The sequence below is a fragment of the Flavobacterium sp. HJSW_4 genome (genome assembly GCF_042436695.1).
Lineage (GTDB): Bacteria > Bacteroidota > Bacteroidia > Flavobacteriales > Flavobacteriaceae > Flavobacterium.
Window position 1 is genome coordinate 23,667 of record NZ_JBHNPP010000013.1, and the last position, 18,637, is coordinate 42,303.

Here is an 18,637-nt window from a genome sequence, read left to right on the forward strand (position 1 = left end):
TGCAACGTAACAAAGTGACAAAGGTTGATCGTAGAGGCGTACTGTAGTGCATCTAACACAAAGATGTTTTAAAGAAATAAAATAAAAAAATAATCTCGGAAAGACGCAGAGTCGCGAAGTAATCAAACCATATAAGTAATATAAGATAATTTAAGTTTTGTCTTCATTGAACTTATTTTACTTATATGGTTAAGAAAAAAAACTTTGCGTTTTTGCGACTTTGCGAGAGAAAAAATAAAAATATGTTTAAAAAAATTACACTTGCATTATTGTTTTCAGTATCAATTTTTGCACAAAAACAAGGCAGAATTGTCGAAGATTTCAACAAAAACTGGAACTTTAAATTAGGAGATTATCCTGAAGCAGTAAATGCTAATTATAATGTGTCAGATTGGAGAACGCTTCAATTGCCACATGATTGGAGTATTGAAGGAGCTTTCGATAAAGATGCTAAAACCAAACAAGCGCAAGGATTTCTGCCTGCGGGAATAGGATGGTATCGCAAAGTTTTTACGATTCCTGCTAGTTGGAAAAGTAAAACGGTTTCAATTGAATTTGATGGTGTTTTTAAGAATAGCGAAGTTTTCATAAACGGTAAATCAATGGGAGTTCGCCCAAATGGTTATATCTCTTTTGGTTATGATTTGTCTCCGTATTTAAATTATGGACAGGCCAATATTATTGCTGTTAAAGTTGATAATGATGCTCAGCCCAATTCAAGATGGTATACGGGTTCTGGAATTTACAGAAATGTGAGATTGGTGACTACTGAAAAATTACATGTTGGGAAGTGGGGCACTTTTGTCACTACGCCAGAAGTTTCGACAAAGAATTCAAAAGTACATTTAGAAGTTACAATCGATAATGATAATGATAACGCTAGAGAATTTACATTGGTCACTTCAATTTTAGATGCTAAGAATAAGGAAGTTGCGAATAAGATTTCTATAGAAAAAATTGGAGCTAAAACTTTTGAAACGAAGGTGCATGATCTTGATGTTCTAAAATCTCAATTATGGAATATAGAAAATCCGTATTTGTATAAAGTAATTACAAAAATTTACGAGAAATCGGTGCTAGTTGACAATTACGAGACACCGCTTGGGTTTAGATATTTCAATTTCGATTCAGAAAAAGGGTTCTCGTTAAATGGTGTTCCAACCAAAATTTATGGAGTTTGTCTGCATCACGATAATGGCGCTTTGGGAGCTGTAGAAAACATTCATGCTGTTAGAAGAAAACTGACTTTGATGAAAGAAATGGGCGCAAACGCTATTAGAATGTCTCACAACCCTCATTCTTTAGAAATGATGCAATTGTGCGACGAAATGGGATTCATCGTTCAGGACGAAGCTTTTGATGTTTGGAAGAAGAAAAAAGTAACCAACGATTACCACAAAGATTGGGATGCTTGGCACAAACAGGATTTAGAAGATTTTATCAAAAGAGATCGTAATCATCCATCGGTTATGATGTGGAGTATTGGTAACGAAATCAGAGAACAGTTTGACAGTACAGGAATTGCGATTACAAAAGAATTAGCTAAAATTGTAAAGTCGTTAGATGTGACTCGCCCAGTAACTTCTGCTTTGACAGAAAATGTAATAGAGAAAAACTTCATTTATCAGTCAGGAGCTTTAGATCTTTTAGGGTTCAATTACAAACATGAAGATTATAAAGATTTTCCAACTAAATTTAAAGGACAAAAAATATTAGCTTCAGAAAGTGTTTCGGCTTTAGAAACGCGCGGACATTACGATCAATCGGATGTTATTAAAGCTTGGCCAGTAAAACACGGAGCTCCATTTGATGGAAATGCAGATTGGACGGTTTCGGCTTACGATCAGGTGAAATCGTATTGGGGCGCGACGCACGAGGAAAATTGGAAAACCATCAAAAGTCAGGATTTCATGGCGGGAACTTTTATCTGGACGGGATTCGATTATATCGGAGAACCAGATCCTTATCCATTTCCTGCGAGAAGTTCGTATTTCGGAATTGTAGATTTAGCGGGACTTCCAAAAGATGTGTACTATATGTATCAAAGCGAATGGTCGAATAAAAATGTTCTACATATTTTACCGCATTGGAACTGGAAAAAAGATCAAGAAATCAACGTTTGGGCATATTACAACAATGCTGATGAAGTAGAATTATTCTTAAACGGAAAATCTCTTGGAAAAAAATCAAAACAAAACGATGATTTGCATATTTCTTGGAAAGTGAAGTTCGAACCTGGAACGTTAAAGGCGATTTCAAGAAAGAATGGAAAAGTGGTTCTGCAAAAAGAAATTCACACCGCTGGAGAAGCTTCTAAATTGGATTTGAAAGCAGATAAAACCGAAATCAAAAACGACACTTACGATTTGGTTTACGTAACGGTTTCTATGACAGATAAAGAAGGAAACTTAGTTCCTGACGCAATGGATTTAATTAATTTTGAAGTTACTGGCGGAGGAAAATTAGTTGGGGTTGATAATGGTTATCAAGCCAATTTAAAGTCGTTTAAAGCGAACTCTTGCAAACTTTTTAATGGAAAATGTGTAGTGATTATTCAATCAAACGGGAAGAGACAAAAGATTCAGCTGAAAGCGACGGCTAGGAACTTACAAGTTTCAATAATTGATGTTAAAGTAGATTAGATTGCTCGCAATCTCGATGACTTCGCGAGCTAAGACGCAAAGTTTTTTGAACCATATAAGTGATGTAAGTAATTTTAAGTTTTGACTTAATTGAACTTATATGGCTTATATGGTTTATTTTTTATATTATGCTTTGAAGTTTTTATGGCTTTTGTAAAATTAAACCTATATTAGCCTTAAATAATATAAAAGCCGAAAAATGATTTGTACAATTTATTCGCATCATTTAGGACTGGAAAAAATCAAACAAATATTTCTTTCTCATGTTCCTAATGGCGTTTTTTCTACTAATGGTGAAAACCTCGAATTTGAAGTGAAAGGCGGAATCTTAAGTCCGTCAAAAAAAGTAACTATATACTACAGAGAAAGAGCCGTTCCTTCTTATCAAATTCCAGAAATAGATGATTCTGAATTAACTGCCAATTTAAAAGGTTTATACGGATTTGTTAATTCGTTACCGACTGAAAATGAAAAGGTAAAAGGATTATTTCTTCATAAAATACAAACGTTGAATTCTGAATCTTCTATTCGTGAAGACAAAGGAGAATTAAAAGAATTAAATACAATAATCGCTGATTTAGCCAAAGAATTTGATGCTGTTTTATTTGTGCAGCCGAAAACTATTATTAGTAAATCTGAATCACAGCATTTTCTAGATAAAGACTTAAATCTGATTATCGATACAGAAGGAAAATGTGAAATTGACGATTTAAAAGTCAATATCAATTCGGAATATTTTGATAACAATCAGACTGAATTAGACGAAGATCAAATAGAAAGAAAAGCTAAAAACGAAGCAATTCTTGAAAGAGAAAATATAAAAATCAACAAACATTTGCCTTGTGTTGAATCTGAAAGAGAAACGACGATTCGTTCAGCAAGAGAAATTGCAGAAAGAGTTAGTGTTTTGGCTGTGACGAATTTAGTTGCCTTCAATAGTATTTCTTCTGAAGAAGCAGTTGATTATTTACAGGAATATAAACTTTGGGAATCTGTAACAGATGGCGAAAAAGAGTTTTTAGCGAATCCGACAGAAGACAAAAAAATGTATGAAACTTGGAAATGCGAAGGAATCTGGGTACTGATGTGGGCTTTGAAAAAAGTAGAAACGCTTGATTTTCCAAACGAGTTTTGTGATCTTGGAAACATCAGTGCAGAAGATTATCCAGTTGCAAAAGACAAAGATCCGTTTGAGTTTATAAATGCAGTTCATGAAGTTCGTTCTAAAAAAGAAATTTTAGACGCAGCCGATTTGTATTACAGATACAATTGGGCTTGTGTAGACGAGAGAATTAATGGAAGACAGATAGAAAATATTAATCCAGGAATTGTTTACGAAAGACAATATGCGCTCAATTGGCTGATTCATTACATGGATCAAGATTGGGATAATGTTACTTGCGATACTTAATAAGTAAATAGTTTTATAGCTCGCAAAATTTTTTGAACCATATAAGTTATATAAGTGATTTTAAGTTTTCCTTAATTGAACTTTAATGACTTATATGGTTTAATTTTTTCTTATTAAGAAGAAACTGATTTTGTTCTGAAATTAATTTATATTAGCACCTCTTTCATAGAAAAGAAAACGAAGTCGATTCTAGTCTTACAAAAAACAATTAATCTATTTTAACCCCTAATTTTACATGAAAAAAACTCTACTTGCTGTTACATCTTTGTTGCTTATTTCTTGCGGAAAATCGGATATCAAATCTCAATTAGTTGGAAAGTGGGATTTTAGAAATGTCTATAATCCAAATAATGAAAATGAAAATTATGACCAAGAAATTGGAATCAAAGAGATTGATGATCTTGGGAATGAAAATTTTCAAGGCAGCTATTATGTTTTAAACGACGATAATACTTATTATTCGCTTCATACAGAAGGCGAGGGCGGCTATATTGAAGGGAAATGGCAGTATAGCGAAAAAGACTCTTTATTAATATTTCATTCTAAAAACAAAACTCAAGAACCTGCTTATAAAGTAAATTATTTAAAAGATAATCAGTTGAGTTTATCAGATCCTAATCCTAAAAAAGTAAATAAAGAAGACTCTTATTTGAAACAGCTTGCTGATAACATGAATCATAGATTTAAGTTTGTTAAAGATGATTTTACATTAGATTCTGATTATGATTTTACCAAGAAATCAAGTAATTTATGGAGAACTAAAGCACAGGCATCTGAAAATAAAGACCAGATCAAGAAAAGAACGAAAGACGCTTTAGAAAATGCTATTTTGTATTTAAAAAATGGAATAGAAGAGGAAAAAAAGGTACTGTCTTTAAACCCTGTTTTCCTGCCTGTAGATTTTTATGGAAACGGAGTGCAAATGAAAGATTTCGATAAGAGTTATAATTGGAATAGCATCTTTTTTAATGATGATGAAGCCTATCAAGGATATGCATTGATAAACAATGCAATGGCAGAAGATTTTGAAGTGCCAAATAACAAAAAACCGATGGAGTTAAATTTGTACATACTTGAAGAATTAAACAAAAGAATAAAATAAAACAATAAAATCCGCTTCAACTTAGAAGCGGATTTTTTGTTTTCTTTAGCTCGCATAAACATATTTGTATGTCGCCCCGCTGGGGCTTTAATTTTAATAAATTTATTTTTCTATAAATATACGCTCCTACGGAGCTTTTTTTGAAGAAAGTGAATAAAAGAAAAAGATTTTCAGCTCTGGAAGAGCAATATATTTATAGAAAAAAATATCACCCAGCGTAAGCTCCAGCGGAGCGAAATATGAAGACAAAGTTTGTATCTAAAAAAAAATAATTGAACTTATATAACTTATATGGTTTAAAAACTTTGCGTCTTAGCGACTTTGCGAGATTCTTTCTATATTTATAAAAAAACAAAATGACACCAACTTTTTTCGAAAAACCTATTGACTTTAGAAAATGGCTAGAGAAAAATCATCAAATAGAAAAAGAACTTTTGGTTGGCTTTTATAAAGTTACAAGTAAAAAAACTTCTATAAGCTGGCCAGAATCTGTAGATCAAGCGCTTTGTTTTGGTTGGATTGATGGTGTTCGAAAATCAGTTGATGAAGAGAGTTATACCATTCGTTTTACGCCTAGAAAACCTTCTAGTATTTGGAGTGCGATCAATATCCAAAAAATGGAAGATTTAACGAAAGCCGGTTTAATGACCGATGCTGGTTTAAAAGCATTTAGTTTTAGAACAGAAAATAAATCGAAAATCTATTCGCATGAAAAAGAACCTGTTCCGCTTTTAGAAATTTACGAAAAGGAATTTAAAAGCAACAAAATAGCTTGGGAGTTTTTTGAAAAACAAGCGCCATCTTATAAAAAAGTCATGATTCATTGGATTATGAGTGCCAAACAAGAAAAAACACAGTTGTCAAGACTTGAAAAAACAATCGTGGAAAGCGAAAAGCAAAAGAGAGTTATGTAGCAAAATCGAATAAAAATGCGCATTTTAGTGAACTGACTTACTAGTACACTATGAAAATAGAAAATACCACAACAATAAAAGGGGAAATTTTGCTGGGTATTATTTTTGCTCTCGAATTATACGCTTTGCCTGTACAATTTTATTTACTGCTAAAAGGTTCTGAATTTACTTTTTTCAGTGCTGCAGTACGCTTTTTTAGCTTCTTTACAATTTTAACCAATAGTATAGTTTTCATTTGTGGAGCGATCTTATTTTTCGGAAGAAAATCTAAAATAAATACATTTTTCAGAAAATGTACAACGCTCACTGCCATAACAGTTTATATTCTGATTGTTGGAATCGTTTTCAATTTGCTTCTTCGTTCGCTCATTGATTTGAAAGGACATCATCTTATTGTGAGCGAGATATTTCATACCGTTGTTCCAACTTTATTTTTCTTTTATTGGCTGTTTTTTGTTAGCCCCGAAAGAATCTCTTATAAGGTAATTTTATTTTGGCTAGTTTATCCGATTATTTATATCATTTATACTTTATTTCACGGAATTTTGACCAACTTTTATCCGTATCCTTTTATTGATGTAACTAAATTAGGTTTTGAAACTGCTATCATAAATGGCGTATTTGTTTTAATCGCTTTTGTGGTTTTATCGGTGATTTTAATTTCTATTTCTAAAATCAGAACCAAAACGCTTTAAAACCTGTTGTTGGTCGAAATTCTGTCTGATGGATTTCAATTTATAGTACATTTATGCATTATAGGCCATTTTAAAGCAGATTAGCAATGAAAAAACTATTACTTTCCCTATGCCTTTTTGGTGTAATTTCTAATGCTTCGAGTCAGGAATTCGCGAATGCGCCAAAGCCTTTTGGACCGCTTCCGACACAGAAACAAATCGATTGGCAGGAAATGGAATTCTACGCTTTTGTGCACTTTTCATTAAATACTTTTACCAATAAAGAATGGGGTTACGGAGACGAATCTCCAGAACTTTTTAATCCGTCTCAATTAGACGTTCGTCAATGGGCGCGCGTGGTGAAAGAAGCTGGAATGAAAGGAATTATTTTGGTTGCTAAACATCATGACGGTTTCTGTTTATGGCCTTCTGCGTATACAGAACGTTCTGTGAAAAATTCTCCTTGGGAAAATGGAAAAGGCGATTTGGTTAAAGAATTGGCTGCGGCTTGTAAAGAATACGATTTAAAGTTAGGTTTATATCTTTCGCCTTGGGACAGAAATCATCCGCAATATGGAAAACCTGAATATGTAACGTATTTTAGAAATCAGTTGAAAGAATTGTTGACGAATTACGGAGATGTTTTCGAAATGTGGTTTGATGGTGCAAACGGAGGTGATGGTTATTATGGTGGTGCAAACGAAACTAGAAAAATCAATACACTTACATATTACAATTGGGACGAAACTTATAAATTAATTTACGATATCGCGCCAAAAACTTTGGTTTGGGGAGTTGGTCCTTCAGAAGCAAGATGGATTGGAAATGAAGAAGGACGCGCCGGAAAAACCAATTGGTCTTTATTACGTCAGAAAGATGAATTGGCTGGAAAAGTACATTATAGCGAATTTATGTCTGGACATGAAGATGGAGAAAAATGGGTTCCTGGCGAAGCCGATGTTTCAATTAGACCAGGATGGTTTTATCATTCAGTTGAAGATGATAAAGTTCGTTCGCTTGACGAAATGGTCGATATTTATTACGAATCGATTGGAAGAAATGCTACTTTGTTATTAAATCTTCCGGTTGACAGACGTGGTTTGGTTCATGAGAATGATGAAGCAAGATTGAAAGAATTGGTTGCTACAATTAAAGCCGATTTTAAAACAGAATTATTAAAAGGAACAAAAGTTCAGGCTTCAAACATAAGAGCGACAGATTCTAATTTTGGGCCACAAAATGTAATTGACGGAAATAAAGATACGTATTGGGCAACAGACGATAAAGTCAAACAAGCTACAATAGAATTTACGTTTAAAAAACCAACGGCAATCAATAGAATTTTGCTTCAGGAATATATTAAGCTCGGGCAACGCGTAAAAGCTTTTTCGGTTGAAGCAAACGTAAATGGACAATGGAAAACGATTGCCAATGAAACGACAATTGGTTACAAAAGAATTCTACGTTTAGATCGCGTTACGGCTTCTGCAATTCGAGTGAATATTTTAGATGCGAAAGCTGGATTTGTAATCAGTACAATTGAAGCGTATAATGCGCCAACTTTCGTTAAAGAACCTCAAATTCTTCGTGATAAAAATGGTTTGGTTTCGATTAAATCGGAAGATGGAAATGCTGTTTATTATTCGCTTGACGGAAAAAATCCTTCAGAGAAAAGTATTTTGTACAAAGCTCCATTTGTGTATAATAAAGCGGTAGAAATTAAAGCCATTTCGAGAAATACGAAAGAGAAAATCAATAGTGCTGTAAAAACGGCTAAATATGGTGTTTCTAAAGAAAAATGGAAAGTGATTGCGGTTTCAAGCGGAGATGATAAATCGGTTGAGCGAATTATTGATGGAGACGCTAATACGGATTGGGGATTTGGAAATAATGAAAATAAATTGCCTCAAACTGTAACTATTGATATGGGCGAAGAAAGAGAAGTAAAAGGCTTTACATACACGCCACAGCAAGTTGGAAATAATTTGAATTTGATTTCGAATTATGAATTCTACACTAGCGAAGACAATATTACTTGGACGAAACAATCGGAGGGAGAATTCTCAAATATCAAACATAACCCAATTGAACAAATTAAGAGTTTTACTGCAGTAAAAGCAAGATTTTTAAGATTTGTTGCCACAGCTGCTGTAGGAAAAGGGCAAACTGTTTCGATTGCCGAAATTGGAGTTGTAGAATAATTGCTTTTTAGAACCTTTAAAAATAGCTTAACATTCTTATTTTGTCTTTTGCCGAAGCGCAGTCGTTATTAGTCGAATTTTTAACAGGAACGGATTATTTAATTCTACTTTTATCTTAGAAATTAAATGACAAGGCAAATGATAAAAGAAGATATAGGTTTTAGAGAAGCAGGGAAATTTGAAGAAACTCGTTTTGAGAAAATCCACAATGTTATTTTCGAATCGTCGCAAGAAGCTTCTTCACTTGTTGCGCGAGAAATTGCCAATTTAATTCAGAGAAAAAATGAGTTAAACGAACCTTGCGTTTTAGGTTTAGCTACAGGTTCTTCGCCAATTAAGGTTTACGAAGAATTGGTTAGAATGCACAAAGAAGAAGGTCTAAGTTTTGAAAACGTTGTGACCTTCAACTTAGATGAATATTATCCGATGGATAAAAATGATATTCAGAGTTATTATCATTTTATGCACGAGCATTTATTCAATCATGTCAATATTCTTCCGAAAAATATCAATATTCCAGATGGGCAGGTGAGTGCCGAGGAATTACAACAATATTGTATCGATTACGAGATGAAAATTATCTCTTATGGAGGTTTAGATTTTCAGCTTTTAGGAATTGGTAGAACAGGACACATCGGGTTTAATGAGCCAGGTTCTCACGTTAATTCGGGAACCAGAAGTATTACTTTGGATCATATCACGCGTGTCGATGCGGCTTCTTCTTTTTTAGGGATTGATAATGTTCCGAGAAAAGCCATTACAATGGGAATTGGAACCGTAAGAAATGCAAAAAGAATCGTTTTGCTTGGCTGGGGAATCAGTAAAGCAGGCATTATAAAAAAGACAATCGAAGGAGAAGTTTCTTCGCACGTTCCAGCTACGTATTTGCAAGAGCATAACAACACAACATTTGTTCTAGATACAGAAGCTTCGTCTGAATTGACACGAGTTAAAACGCCTTGGCTAGTAAAATCTTGTGTTTGGTCAGATGAATTAAAATTAAAAGCGGTGGCTTGGTTAAGTGAGTTAACGAAGAAACCTTTCCTGAAACTGACGGATAAAGATTATAACGACAACGGAATGTCGAGTCTTTTGACAGAAGAAGGAACTGCATACGATTTGAATATTAAGATGTTTAATAAAATGCAGCAAACCATTACGGGTTGGCCGGGTGGAAAACCAAATGCTGACGATACGTACAGACCAGAACGTTCTACGCCAGAGAAGAAAAGAGTAATTATTTTCAGTCCGCATCCAGATGATGATGTGATTTCGATGGGAGGGACTTTTGATCGTTTGGTAGAGCAAGGACACGAGGTTCATGTGGCATATCAAACTTCTGGAAATATCGCGGTTTCTAACGAAGAAGCTTTGAAGTTTGCAGAAATTTCGAAAGCGGTGAATCCAGATTCTAGGGTTTCTCAGGAAATAATTGATTTCCTTACAAACAGAACTGGAACAGAAATAGATTCGCCAGAAGTTAGAAAATTAAAAGGATTAATTAGAAGAAGCGAATCTTATGGAGCGACTCGTTACATTGGTTTGCCAGATTCTAACGTAAACTTTTTAGATCTTCCGTTTTATGAAACAGGAACGGTTAAAAAGAATAATCTTTCGGATGCAGATGTCGACATTATGTGTGACATTATTGAAAGAATAAAACCGCATCAAATTTATGCCGCTGGAGATTTAGCAGATCCGCACGGAACTCATAAAGTGTGTTTAGATAGTTTGTTTGAAGCTTTGAAAAGATTAAAACACAAAGATTTTATGAACGATTGTTGGGTTTGGCTGTACCGAGGTGCATGGCATGAATGGGAATCGTACCAAATTGACATGGCAGTTCCAATGAGTCCTGACCAAGTTTTAAAGAAACGACATGCTATTTTTTATCACCAGTCTCAAAAAGACGGAGTTATGTTTCAAGGTGATGATAGCAGAGAGTTTTGGGTTCGAGTTGAAGACAGAAATAGATTGACTGCAGAAAAATATCACAGCTTAGGTTTAGCAGATTATTCGGCTATCGAAGCTTTTAAAAGATATCACTTTTAGTGGTTTTGCAGCAATAAAGATAATAGACTATTTCATGGTTTATTTTGGTTAGTTACCTATAATTGAGAGAAAATGCGGTCGTGGTTGGCCGCATTTTCGTTTTTATTATTTAACCGCAAAGGCGCTAAGGTTACGCAAAGTTCGCAAAGATTTTTTTTCTCTGAGAATTGAGAATAAAAAAAGTTCGCAAAGCTTTGTAAATAAACTTTGCGAACTTTTCGTAAACCTTGCGTCTTTGCGGTTAAAAAAAACTAAATAGAAGAATTTAAGATTTTCTGTTTTACTTCGTCGATATAAGATCTTCCGATAACGTAGCGAAGTCCTTCAATTTCAATGCTATTTCCTTCAACTGCATCAATTTTGTCAATCGCAATCGTGTATGATCTGTGGATTCTGATAAAATCTCTTTCAGGCAATAAACTCGTAAAATCAGATAAAGTGCTGTGAATGATAAACTTTCCAGAAGTTGTGCTGATTTTTAAATAATCTTTCAAGCTTTCAATAACTAGAATTTCGTTCAAGAAAATCTTTTTCATTTTTTTCTTGTCGATTTTAACGAAAATAAAAGGATTCTCTTTACTGTTTTCCTGCGGAACTTTGCTGGTGTTATTAAGGCGTTTGTTGATTTTATTTACCGCTTTCATTAATCTCGGAAACTCAATTGGTTTTACCAAGTAATCTAAAACGTCAAGCTCGTAAGTTTCAATCGCAAACTGGTCGTATGCACTTGTGATAATAAGCAGAGGAGGATTTTCTAAACTTTTAATAAAATTAATACCGTCCAAAACAGGCATGTTGATGTCTAGAAAAATTACATCAATAGTATTGTTTTTCAAGAAATTTAATCCTTCAATAGAATTACTGAAGGTATTTATTAATTCTAAATCTTCAATCTGTTCAATATAATTTTTAATAACGTTTATTGCCAATGGCTCATCATCGATAATTAAACACTTTATTTTCATTTGTACTGTTATTTTTGGCCAGTGTGTGGTTTCTTGTAAGTATAGTTGTAGTTATCTTTAAAAGTAGAGGCTAGGTGACTTTTATAACTAGTTTAACGACAAAAATATTCTTTTTATTTTTAAATGAAAGCTTATAGTCACTTTTATTATATCCTAATTCGAGTCTTTTTTTTACGTTTTCAATACCTATACCACTTGACTTGTTAAAATTATCTTTATGTACGGTAAATTCGGGCATTGGGTTTGAAATCGTGAAATATAAATAATCTCCCTTTACTTTAAATCGGATGTCAATTAGAACATTTCCAGTGTTTTTGTTCACTCCGTGCTTAAAAGCATTTTCGACGAAAGTCAAAAGCAAAACAGGAGAAATTTCTTTATCGTGAATATCTCCAGAAATTGACATGTCTACTTCTAGACGTTCTCCGTTTCTAATTCTTTCCAAATCCAAATAATTCTGAATGCACATAATTTCATTTTCGAGAGTCTGTTTTTTGCCTTTTGTTTCATAAAGCATGTAGCGCATCAATTCAGAAAGCTTTAAAACAATTTTTGGCGTTTTGCTTGATTTTTCTACAGAAAGCGAATAAATATTATTTAAGGTATTAAAGAAAAAATGCGGAGAAATCTGCGACTTCAAAAACAGCAATTCGGTTTCTAATTGAGATTTTTCCAAGTCGGTAACACGTCTTTGTTCTTTCAAGAAGTCTAAAGTGACTTTAATTGCCGTAACGAAAGTCATTACATACAATTCGCCCATCATCATATCTATAGTATAGTTGAGTGTGAGCGTGTTAATAGTTTGCGGACCTTCCGGCCAAACGTCGTGTGTGATCAGTAAATAAGTCAGATTGAATTTTAAAACAACCATACCGAAAATTGCAGACAATACTGCTATTATATATAGGACGTATTTTTTACGGTAAACCAAATGCGGCATTAAAACCAAAATATTCAAATAGCACAAAGCCATGTGAATTGGGAATCCTAATAATGTGGTTTTCAGGGAATAACCGTAATCGTTAAAATAGCTTCCCCAACGGAATGTATTGAATACAAAATACGTTAGCCAAAAGTAAACATGGTAGCGTACAGGTAAGCTGTAAGGTTTGCTTGAGTTAAAAATCATATTGTTAAATTAAAATGTCGTTTGTTACTATTTTTTGATGTTTAGAGCTGTTTAAATGTCGTCCGTCTAAAAATATTTTGGTAAAAGTTGAATTTATCTAAATTTAAAGTTAAATTAATATTGTTTTGATATGAGGAAAATTACTCTGCTTTCTCTGACGGTAATTTTTACTGCAAGTTGCAAAATAAATGTAGATAAAAATCAACATAAACAAAGTTTTGCAACAAATTATGTAGATCCTTTTATAGGTACAGGCGGGCACGGACATACATATCCGGGTGCGACCGTTCCGTTTGGGATGCTGCAAGTGAGTCCAGATAATGGAATTTCTAGCTGGGACTGGTGCTCAGGCTATCATTATTCTGACTCCATAGTTTCTGGATTTAGTCATTTACATTTAAGCGGGACAGGAATCGGTGATCTGGCAGATATTTTATTTATGCCGACAAACAAGAAGTTAGACTTAACCGCCAAAGCCGCATCACGCGATTTCCTACCGTATAAATCAAAATATAGTCATGTTAACGAAAAAGCAATACCGGGTTATTACCAAGTTTTTCTTGAAGATCCTAAAATCAATGTAGAATTAACTTCTACACAAAGAACCGCATACCATAAGTATACCTATAATAATAACGACAAACAATCTGTTGTTGTCGATTTAGGTTTTGCTATTAATTGGGACAAAGCAACAAAGACAGCCATTACAGTTGAAGATGAAAACACGATTAGCGGTTATCGTTTTAGCACAGGTTGGGCAAAAAATCAAAAAGTATTTTTTGTAGCAAAGTTTTCTAAACCAATTACAGAATCTATTATTACGGCTGATAAAAAAGTAGTTGCAGCGAAGAGTGCAGAAGGTGAAAATACTGCTCTTCAATTATTCTTCGATTCTAAAGACTCTAAAGAATTAGGCGTAAAAGTGGCGCTTTCTTCTGTTAGTATCGCTAATGCGAAAGATAATCTGGATGGAGAAAATGCAACATTTGAAAAAGTAAAAACAACAGCTTCTTCAGATTGGAATAAAGTTTTAAGCAAAATTACAGTTGAAACTCCAGTTGATTCTTTAAAAACTATTTTCTACACCGCTTTATATCACGCTCAAGTTGCGCCTGTAACATACAGCGATAAAAACGGACAATTTAGAACGGAAGATGATAAAATTGTTACTTCAAAAAATTATACAGCCTATTCTACTTTATCTCTTTGGGATACCTTTAGAGCTGAAAATCCGTTACTTACTATTTTAGATCCGAATAGAGTTTCTGATATGGTTAACTCAATGTTAGCGTATTACGAAACTAAAAAAATACTTCCGGTTTGGACATTATACGCTAACGAAACCAATACAATGACAGGATATCATTCGATTCCAGTTATTGTTGATGCTTATTTAAAAGGCATTAAAGGTTTTGATGCTGAAAAAGCTTTTGAAGCGATGAAGGCAACTATGATGCAAGACGAACGCGGATTGAATTTCTACAAAAAATACGGATACATTCCTTATAATTTATTAGATGAGTCAGTTACCATCACTTTAGAATATGCTTATGATGATTGGTGCGTTGCGCAAATGGCGAAAGCTTTAGGAAAACAAGCAGATTATGAGTTTTTCTCTAAACGCGCAAAAGCTTACGAATATTTATTTGATGCGAAATCAGGTTTCATGAGAGGAAAATCGGAAGATGGAAAATCTTGGAATGAGCCTTTCGATCCAAAACACTCTAACCACAGAGAACATACCGATTATACAGAAGGAAATGCTTGGCAGCACAGCTGGTTTGTACCTCATAATGTAGACAATTTTATTAAGCTTCACGGCGGAAACAACATTTTTACAAAACGTTTAGAACAATTATTTACAGAGAGTTCTGAGATTACAGGAAACAATGTTTCGGCAGATATTTCTGGTCTTATCGGACAATATGCGCACGGAAACGAGCCAAGTCACCATATTGCTTACATGTTTAATCATGCAGGTCAGCCTTGGAGAACGCAATATTGGGTTCGTCATATTTTGGACACGCAATACAATACAACAGCAAACGGTCTTAGTGGAAACGAAGATTGCGGACAAATGTCGGCTTGGTACGTATTCAGTTCAATGGGATTATACCCAATGAATCCAGCTTCTGGAGAGTACGAAATTGGAAGTCCGATTTTCGAAAAATCAACATTAAATCTTCCAAACGGAAAAACCTTTGTAATTGAAGCAGAGAATGTTTCAGAGAAGAATTTCTATATCCAATCGGTTACTTTAAACGGAAAAGCATTTAATAAAACAGCTATTTCTCACCAAGAAATGCTAAAAGGAGGCGTATTACATTTTGTAATGGGAGCGCAACCAAACAAAAACTGGGGACTGAACTAACTAACTCAAAATAAATAATTTAATGAATATAATAGACGTATCAATCATTTTAATCTATATCGTACTCTCGGTTGGTATAGGAATTTGGATTTCAAGAAAAGCATCAAAAGGACTAGATGATTATTTCCTTGGCGGAAAATCAATCAAATGGTATTTTTTAGGATTGAGCAATGGCTCAGGAATGTTTGATGTTTCAGGAACTTCCTGGATGATTGGAGTTTTATTTTTATATGGTGTAAAAAGTTTCATGTTTATGTGGCTTTGGCCAATTTGGAATCAGATTTTCGTCATGATGTTCCTCGCAGTCTGGATCAGAAGATCGAAAGTAATGACTGGTTCTGAATGGATTCTGACTCGTTTTGGAAGTGATAAAGCAGGGAAAGCTTCACATATTATTGTGGCGATTTTTGCAATCATTTCTACTATTGGTTTCATCGCATATTTCTTCGTTGGAATTGGAAAATTTGTAACCATTATTCTTCCTTGGGATTTGACAGTTCATATGAATGGCGGAGTTTTCTTAACTTCAGAACAGGCTTATGCTTTGTTAATCATTTTCTTAACTACCATTTATACCGTTAAAGGAGGAATGTTTTCTGTTGTTGCGACAGAGGTTGTACAATATATTATTATGATTGTTGCCGGAGTTTTAATCGCTGGTTATGCATTCATTAATTATACTGATATTCAAATCAATTCGGTTATCACGCCAGAATGGAAAAATGTTTTCTTTGGATGGGAATTTGAAACGCAATGGAGCGATAAATTCGAAACATTCAACAGATTAATTGATACAGAAGGTTACAAAATGTTTGGCGCTTTCATCGGAATGACGCTTTTCAAAGGATTCTTTGCGAGTGTGGCTGGACCAACTCCAAGTTACGATTTACAAAGAGTTCTTTCTACAAAATCGGTTAAAGAAGCGGCTTACATGAGTGGTTTCACGAACTTGATTTTATTCATCCCTAGATATTTACTAATTACAGGAATTGTGGTTATTGCTTTAGTGAACTTAGCTCCAGAATTAAATGCAAACGTAAATTTAACAGGCGCAGATTTAGAATTATTGATGCCAAAAGTGGTGAATCTTTATATCCCAGTTGGAATTAAAGGTATTCTTCTAGCAGGTTTATTAGCCGCTTTCATGTCTGGATTTTCAGCTTTTGTAAATGCAGGTCCAGCGTATATTGTAAATGATATTTATAAAAAATATTTTAAACCAGTTGCTTCAAACAAACATTATATTAAAGTAAGTCAGATTTCTTCTTTCTTAGTTGTTGGTCTTGGAGTTTTCATGGGATTCTTCGCAGATTCTATCAACTCATTAACACTTTGGATTACAAGTGCGCTTTACGGTGGTTACGTTGCAGCCAACTTCTTAAAATGGATTTGGTGGCGTTTCAACGGATGGGGTTATTTCTGGGGAATGGTCGGCGGATTAATCGCAGCTTCTCTTCAATTTGTTTTAGATCAAAATAAAGCAAATTTAACGGCTGGAACATTCTTGCATGATCTTTCTCAAGTGCCTTCAATTTACTTATTCCCATTAATTTTCGGAATGTCAATTTTAGGGTGTCTTTTAGGAACTTACTTAAGCAAGCCAACAGATATGGAAGTTTTAAAATCTTTCTATTCAAACGTAAGACCTTGGGGATTCTGGAATCCAGTTTATAAAGAATTAAAAGCAGAAGATCAATCTTTCCAAAAAAATAATGATTTCTATTTAGATATGATGAATTGCGTTATCGGAATTATTTGGCAGTCAAGTATGATTTTGCTTCCGATTTACTTCATTATCAGAGATTATCCAAAAGCAGGAGTGGCATTAGTAGTTTTCTTAGTAACAACTACAGTGTTGAAATTTACTTGGTTGGATAGAGTTAGGAAGATTGAAGAGTAGATTTTAGACTAGAAAGATTTTAGGAAGTAAGAAGAAAGATTTCTTGAATTGAGAATAAAATTAAACACATAGAAACATAGATTTTCTTTTGCTTAAAAAAGGAAAAAGAAAGAAACTAGTTTCTAACACATAGAGCTTGAACATAGTCCATAGTTTCAACTATGGGAACGTATTGGAACACAAGATTGGCCATAACGCTATGTTATTTATTAAAAGTGAAATACCTTTTACGCGTTCCAAAAAACTATGTTTCTATGTGTTTAAAAACAAAAAAACAAACAAAAAAACTAATTATAAAAAACAAACAAAATGAGTACTATTCCTTGGCAAGACAGACCCGAAAACAGTAAAGATGTAATGTGGAGATATTCTGAGAATCCAATTATCGACAGATATTCGATTCCTTCTTCAAACAGTATATTCAATAGTGCAGTTGTACCTTTTGGAGACGGATATGCTGGGGTTTTCAGATGTGATAACAAAGCGGTTCAAATGAATATTTTTGCTGGTTTCAGTAAAGATGGTATCAATTGGGACATCAACCACGAACCAATCGAGATGAAATCTGGTAATACAGAAATGATCGAATCTGCTTATAAATATGACCCTCGTGTGGTTTGGATCGAAGACCGTTACTGGATCACTTGGTGTAATGGTTACAACGGACCAACTATCGGAATTGGTTATACTTTCGATTTTAAAGAATTTTTCCAATGTGAAAATGCCTTTTTACCATTCAACAGAAACGGAGTTTTATTCCCGCAAAAAATTAACGGTAAATACGCTATGTTAAGCCGTCCAAGTGATAATGGACACACGCCATTTGGAGATATCTGGATCAGCTACAGCCCAGACATGAAATATTGGGGAGAGCACAGATTGGTTATGAAACCATCTCCGTTTGAGCAAAGTGCTTGGCAATGTACAAAAGTTGGAGCAGGGCCAATCCCAATTTTAACTAACGAAGGATGGTTAATGATTTACCACGGAGTTATCAATACTTGCAACGGTTTCCGTTACGCAATGGGATCTGCACTTTTAGATGTTGATTCGCCAGATCAAGTAAAATACAGAACACAACCTTATTTATTAGGGCCTGCTGAGACTTATGAAATGGTTGGAGACGTTCCAAACGTAGTTTTCCCTTGTGCTGCTTTACACGATACAGAAGAAGATAAATTAGCAGTTTATTACGGTGCGGCTGATACTCACGTAGCAATCGCTTTCGGGAAATTAAGTGAAGTAATTCAGTTTACAAAAGAAAATAGTTTATAAT

Annotated in this window: 12 protein-coding genes; 10 read left to right on the forward strand and 2 right to left on the reverse strand. The window is 34.1% G+C overall.

Annotation, left to right across the window (positions count from 1 at the left end):
• Positions 1-242: 242 nt before the first annotated feature.
• The 7 genes from ACE01P_RS13635 to nagB all read left to right on the forward strand — a co-directional run bounded on the left by ACE01P_RS13635 (position 243) and on the right by nagB (position 10,996).
• The gene (locus ACE01P_RS13635; protein ID WP_379698714.1) at positions 243-2,642 is read left to right on the forward strand and encodes a sugar-binding domain-containing protein; all 2,400 of its coding nucleotides are present in this window, start codon (positions 243-245) and stop codon (positions 2,640-2,642) included.
• Between the two features lie 199 nt (positions 2,643-2,841).
• On the forward strand, positions 2,842-4,053 hold the full coding sequence (locus ACE01P_RS13640) for a DUF4272 domain-containing protein (protein ID WP_379698716.1): 1,212 nt from the start codon (positions 2,842-2,844) through the stop codon (positions 4,051-4,053).
• A gap of 235 nt (positions 4,054-4,288) precedes the next feature.
• A complete protein-coding gene (locus ACE01P_RS13645; protein WP_379698718.1) occupies positions 4,289-5,155 on the forward strand; it encodes a hypothetical protein in 867 nt (288 codons plus the stop codon).
• Positions 5,156-5,511: 356 nt separating this feature from the next.
• Complete coding sequence (locus ACE01P_RS13650) at positions 5,512-6,069, forward strand: YdeI family protein (protein ID WP_379698720.1); 558 nt, start codon at positions 5,512-5,514, stop codon at positions 6,067-6,069.
• A 50-nt stretch (positions 6,070-6,119) separates the two neighbouring features.
• Positions 6,120-6,764, forward strand: coding sequence for a Pr6Pr family membrane protein (locus ACE01P_RS13655; RefSeq protein ID WP_379698722.1), 645 nt, complete (start codon positions 6,120-6,122; stop codon positions 6,762-6,764).
• 86 nt (positions 6,765-6,850) lie between these two features.
• A complete protein-coding gene (locus ACE01P_RS13660) occupies positions 6,851-8,944 on the forward strand; it encodes an alpha-L-fucosidase (protein WP_379698724.1) in 2,094 nt (697 codons plus the stop codon).
• Between the two features lie 138 nt (positions 8,945-9,082).
• Entirely contained in the window at positions 9,083-10,996 is a 1,914-nt protein-coding gene (gene nagB / locus ACE01P_RS13665; protein WP_379698726.1) for a glucosamine-6-phosphate deaminase, read from the forward strand.
• Positions 10,997-11,247: 251 nt separating this feature from the next.
• Here nagB and ACE01P_RS13670 read toward each other — a convergent pair whose 3' ends face one another.
• Together ACE01P_RS13670 and ACE01P_RS13675 are read right to left on the reverse strand one after the other, a co-directional pair.
• Positions 11,248-11,961 (reverse strand): LytR/AlgR family response regulator transcription factor, encoded by a 714-nt coding sequence (locus tag ACE01P_RS13670; RefSeq protein WP_379698728.1) that lies wholly within the window; start codon positions 11,959-11,961, stop codon positions 11,248-11,250.
• A gap of 70 nt (positions 11,962-12,031) precedes the next feature.
• Positions 12,032-13,090, reverse strand: coding sequence for a sensor histidine kinase (locus tag ACE01P_RS13675; protein ID WP_379698730.1), 1,059 nt, complete (start codon positions 13,088-13,090; stop codon positions 12,032-12,034).
• A gap of 130 nt (positions 13,091-13,220) precedes the next feature.
• Between ACE01P_RS13675 and ACE01P_RS13680 the strand changes: the two genes are divergently transcribed.
• The 3 genes from ACE01P_RS13680 to ACE01P_RS13690 all read left to right on the forward strand — a co-directional run bounded on the left by ACE01P_RS13680 (position 13,221) and on the right by ACE01P_RS13690 (position 18,636).
• Positions 13,221-15,461: a GH92 family glycosyl hydrolase gene (locus ACE01P_RS13680; RefSeq protein WP_379698732.1), complete on the forward strand. Its 2,241-nt coding sequence runs from the start codon at positions 13,221-13,223 to the stop codon at positions 15,459-15,461.
• A gap of 22 nt (positions 15,462-15,483) precedes the next feature.
• Entirely contained in the window at positions 15,484-17,361 is a 1,878-nt protein-coding gene (locus ACE01P_RS13685) for a sodium:solute symporter family protein (protein WP_379698734.1), read from the forward strand.
• A 309-nt stretch (positions 17,362-17,670) separates the two neighbouring features.
• A complete protein-coding gene (locus ACE01P_RS13690; protein WP_379698736.1) occupies positions 17,671-18,636 on the forward strand; it encodes a glycosidase in 966 nt (321 codons plus the stop codon).
• The last annotated feature ends 1 nt before the right edge of the window (position 18,637 follow it).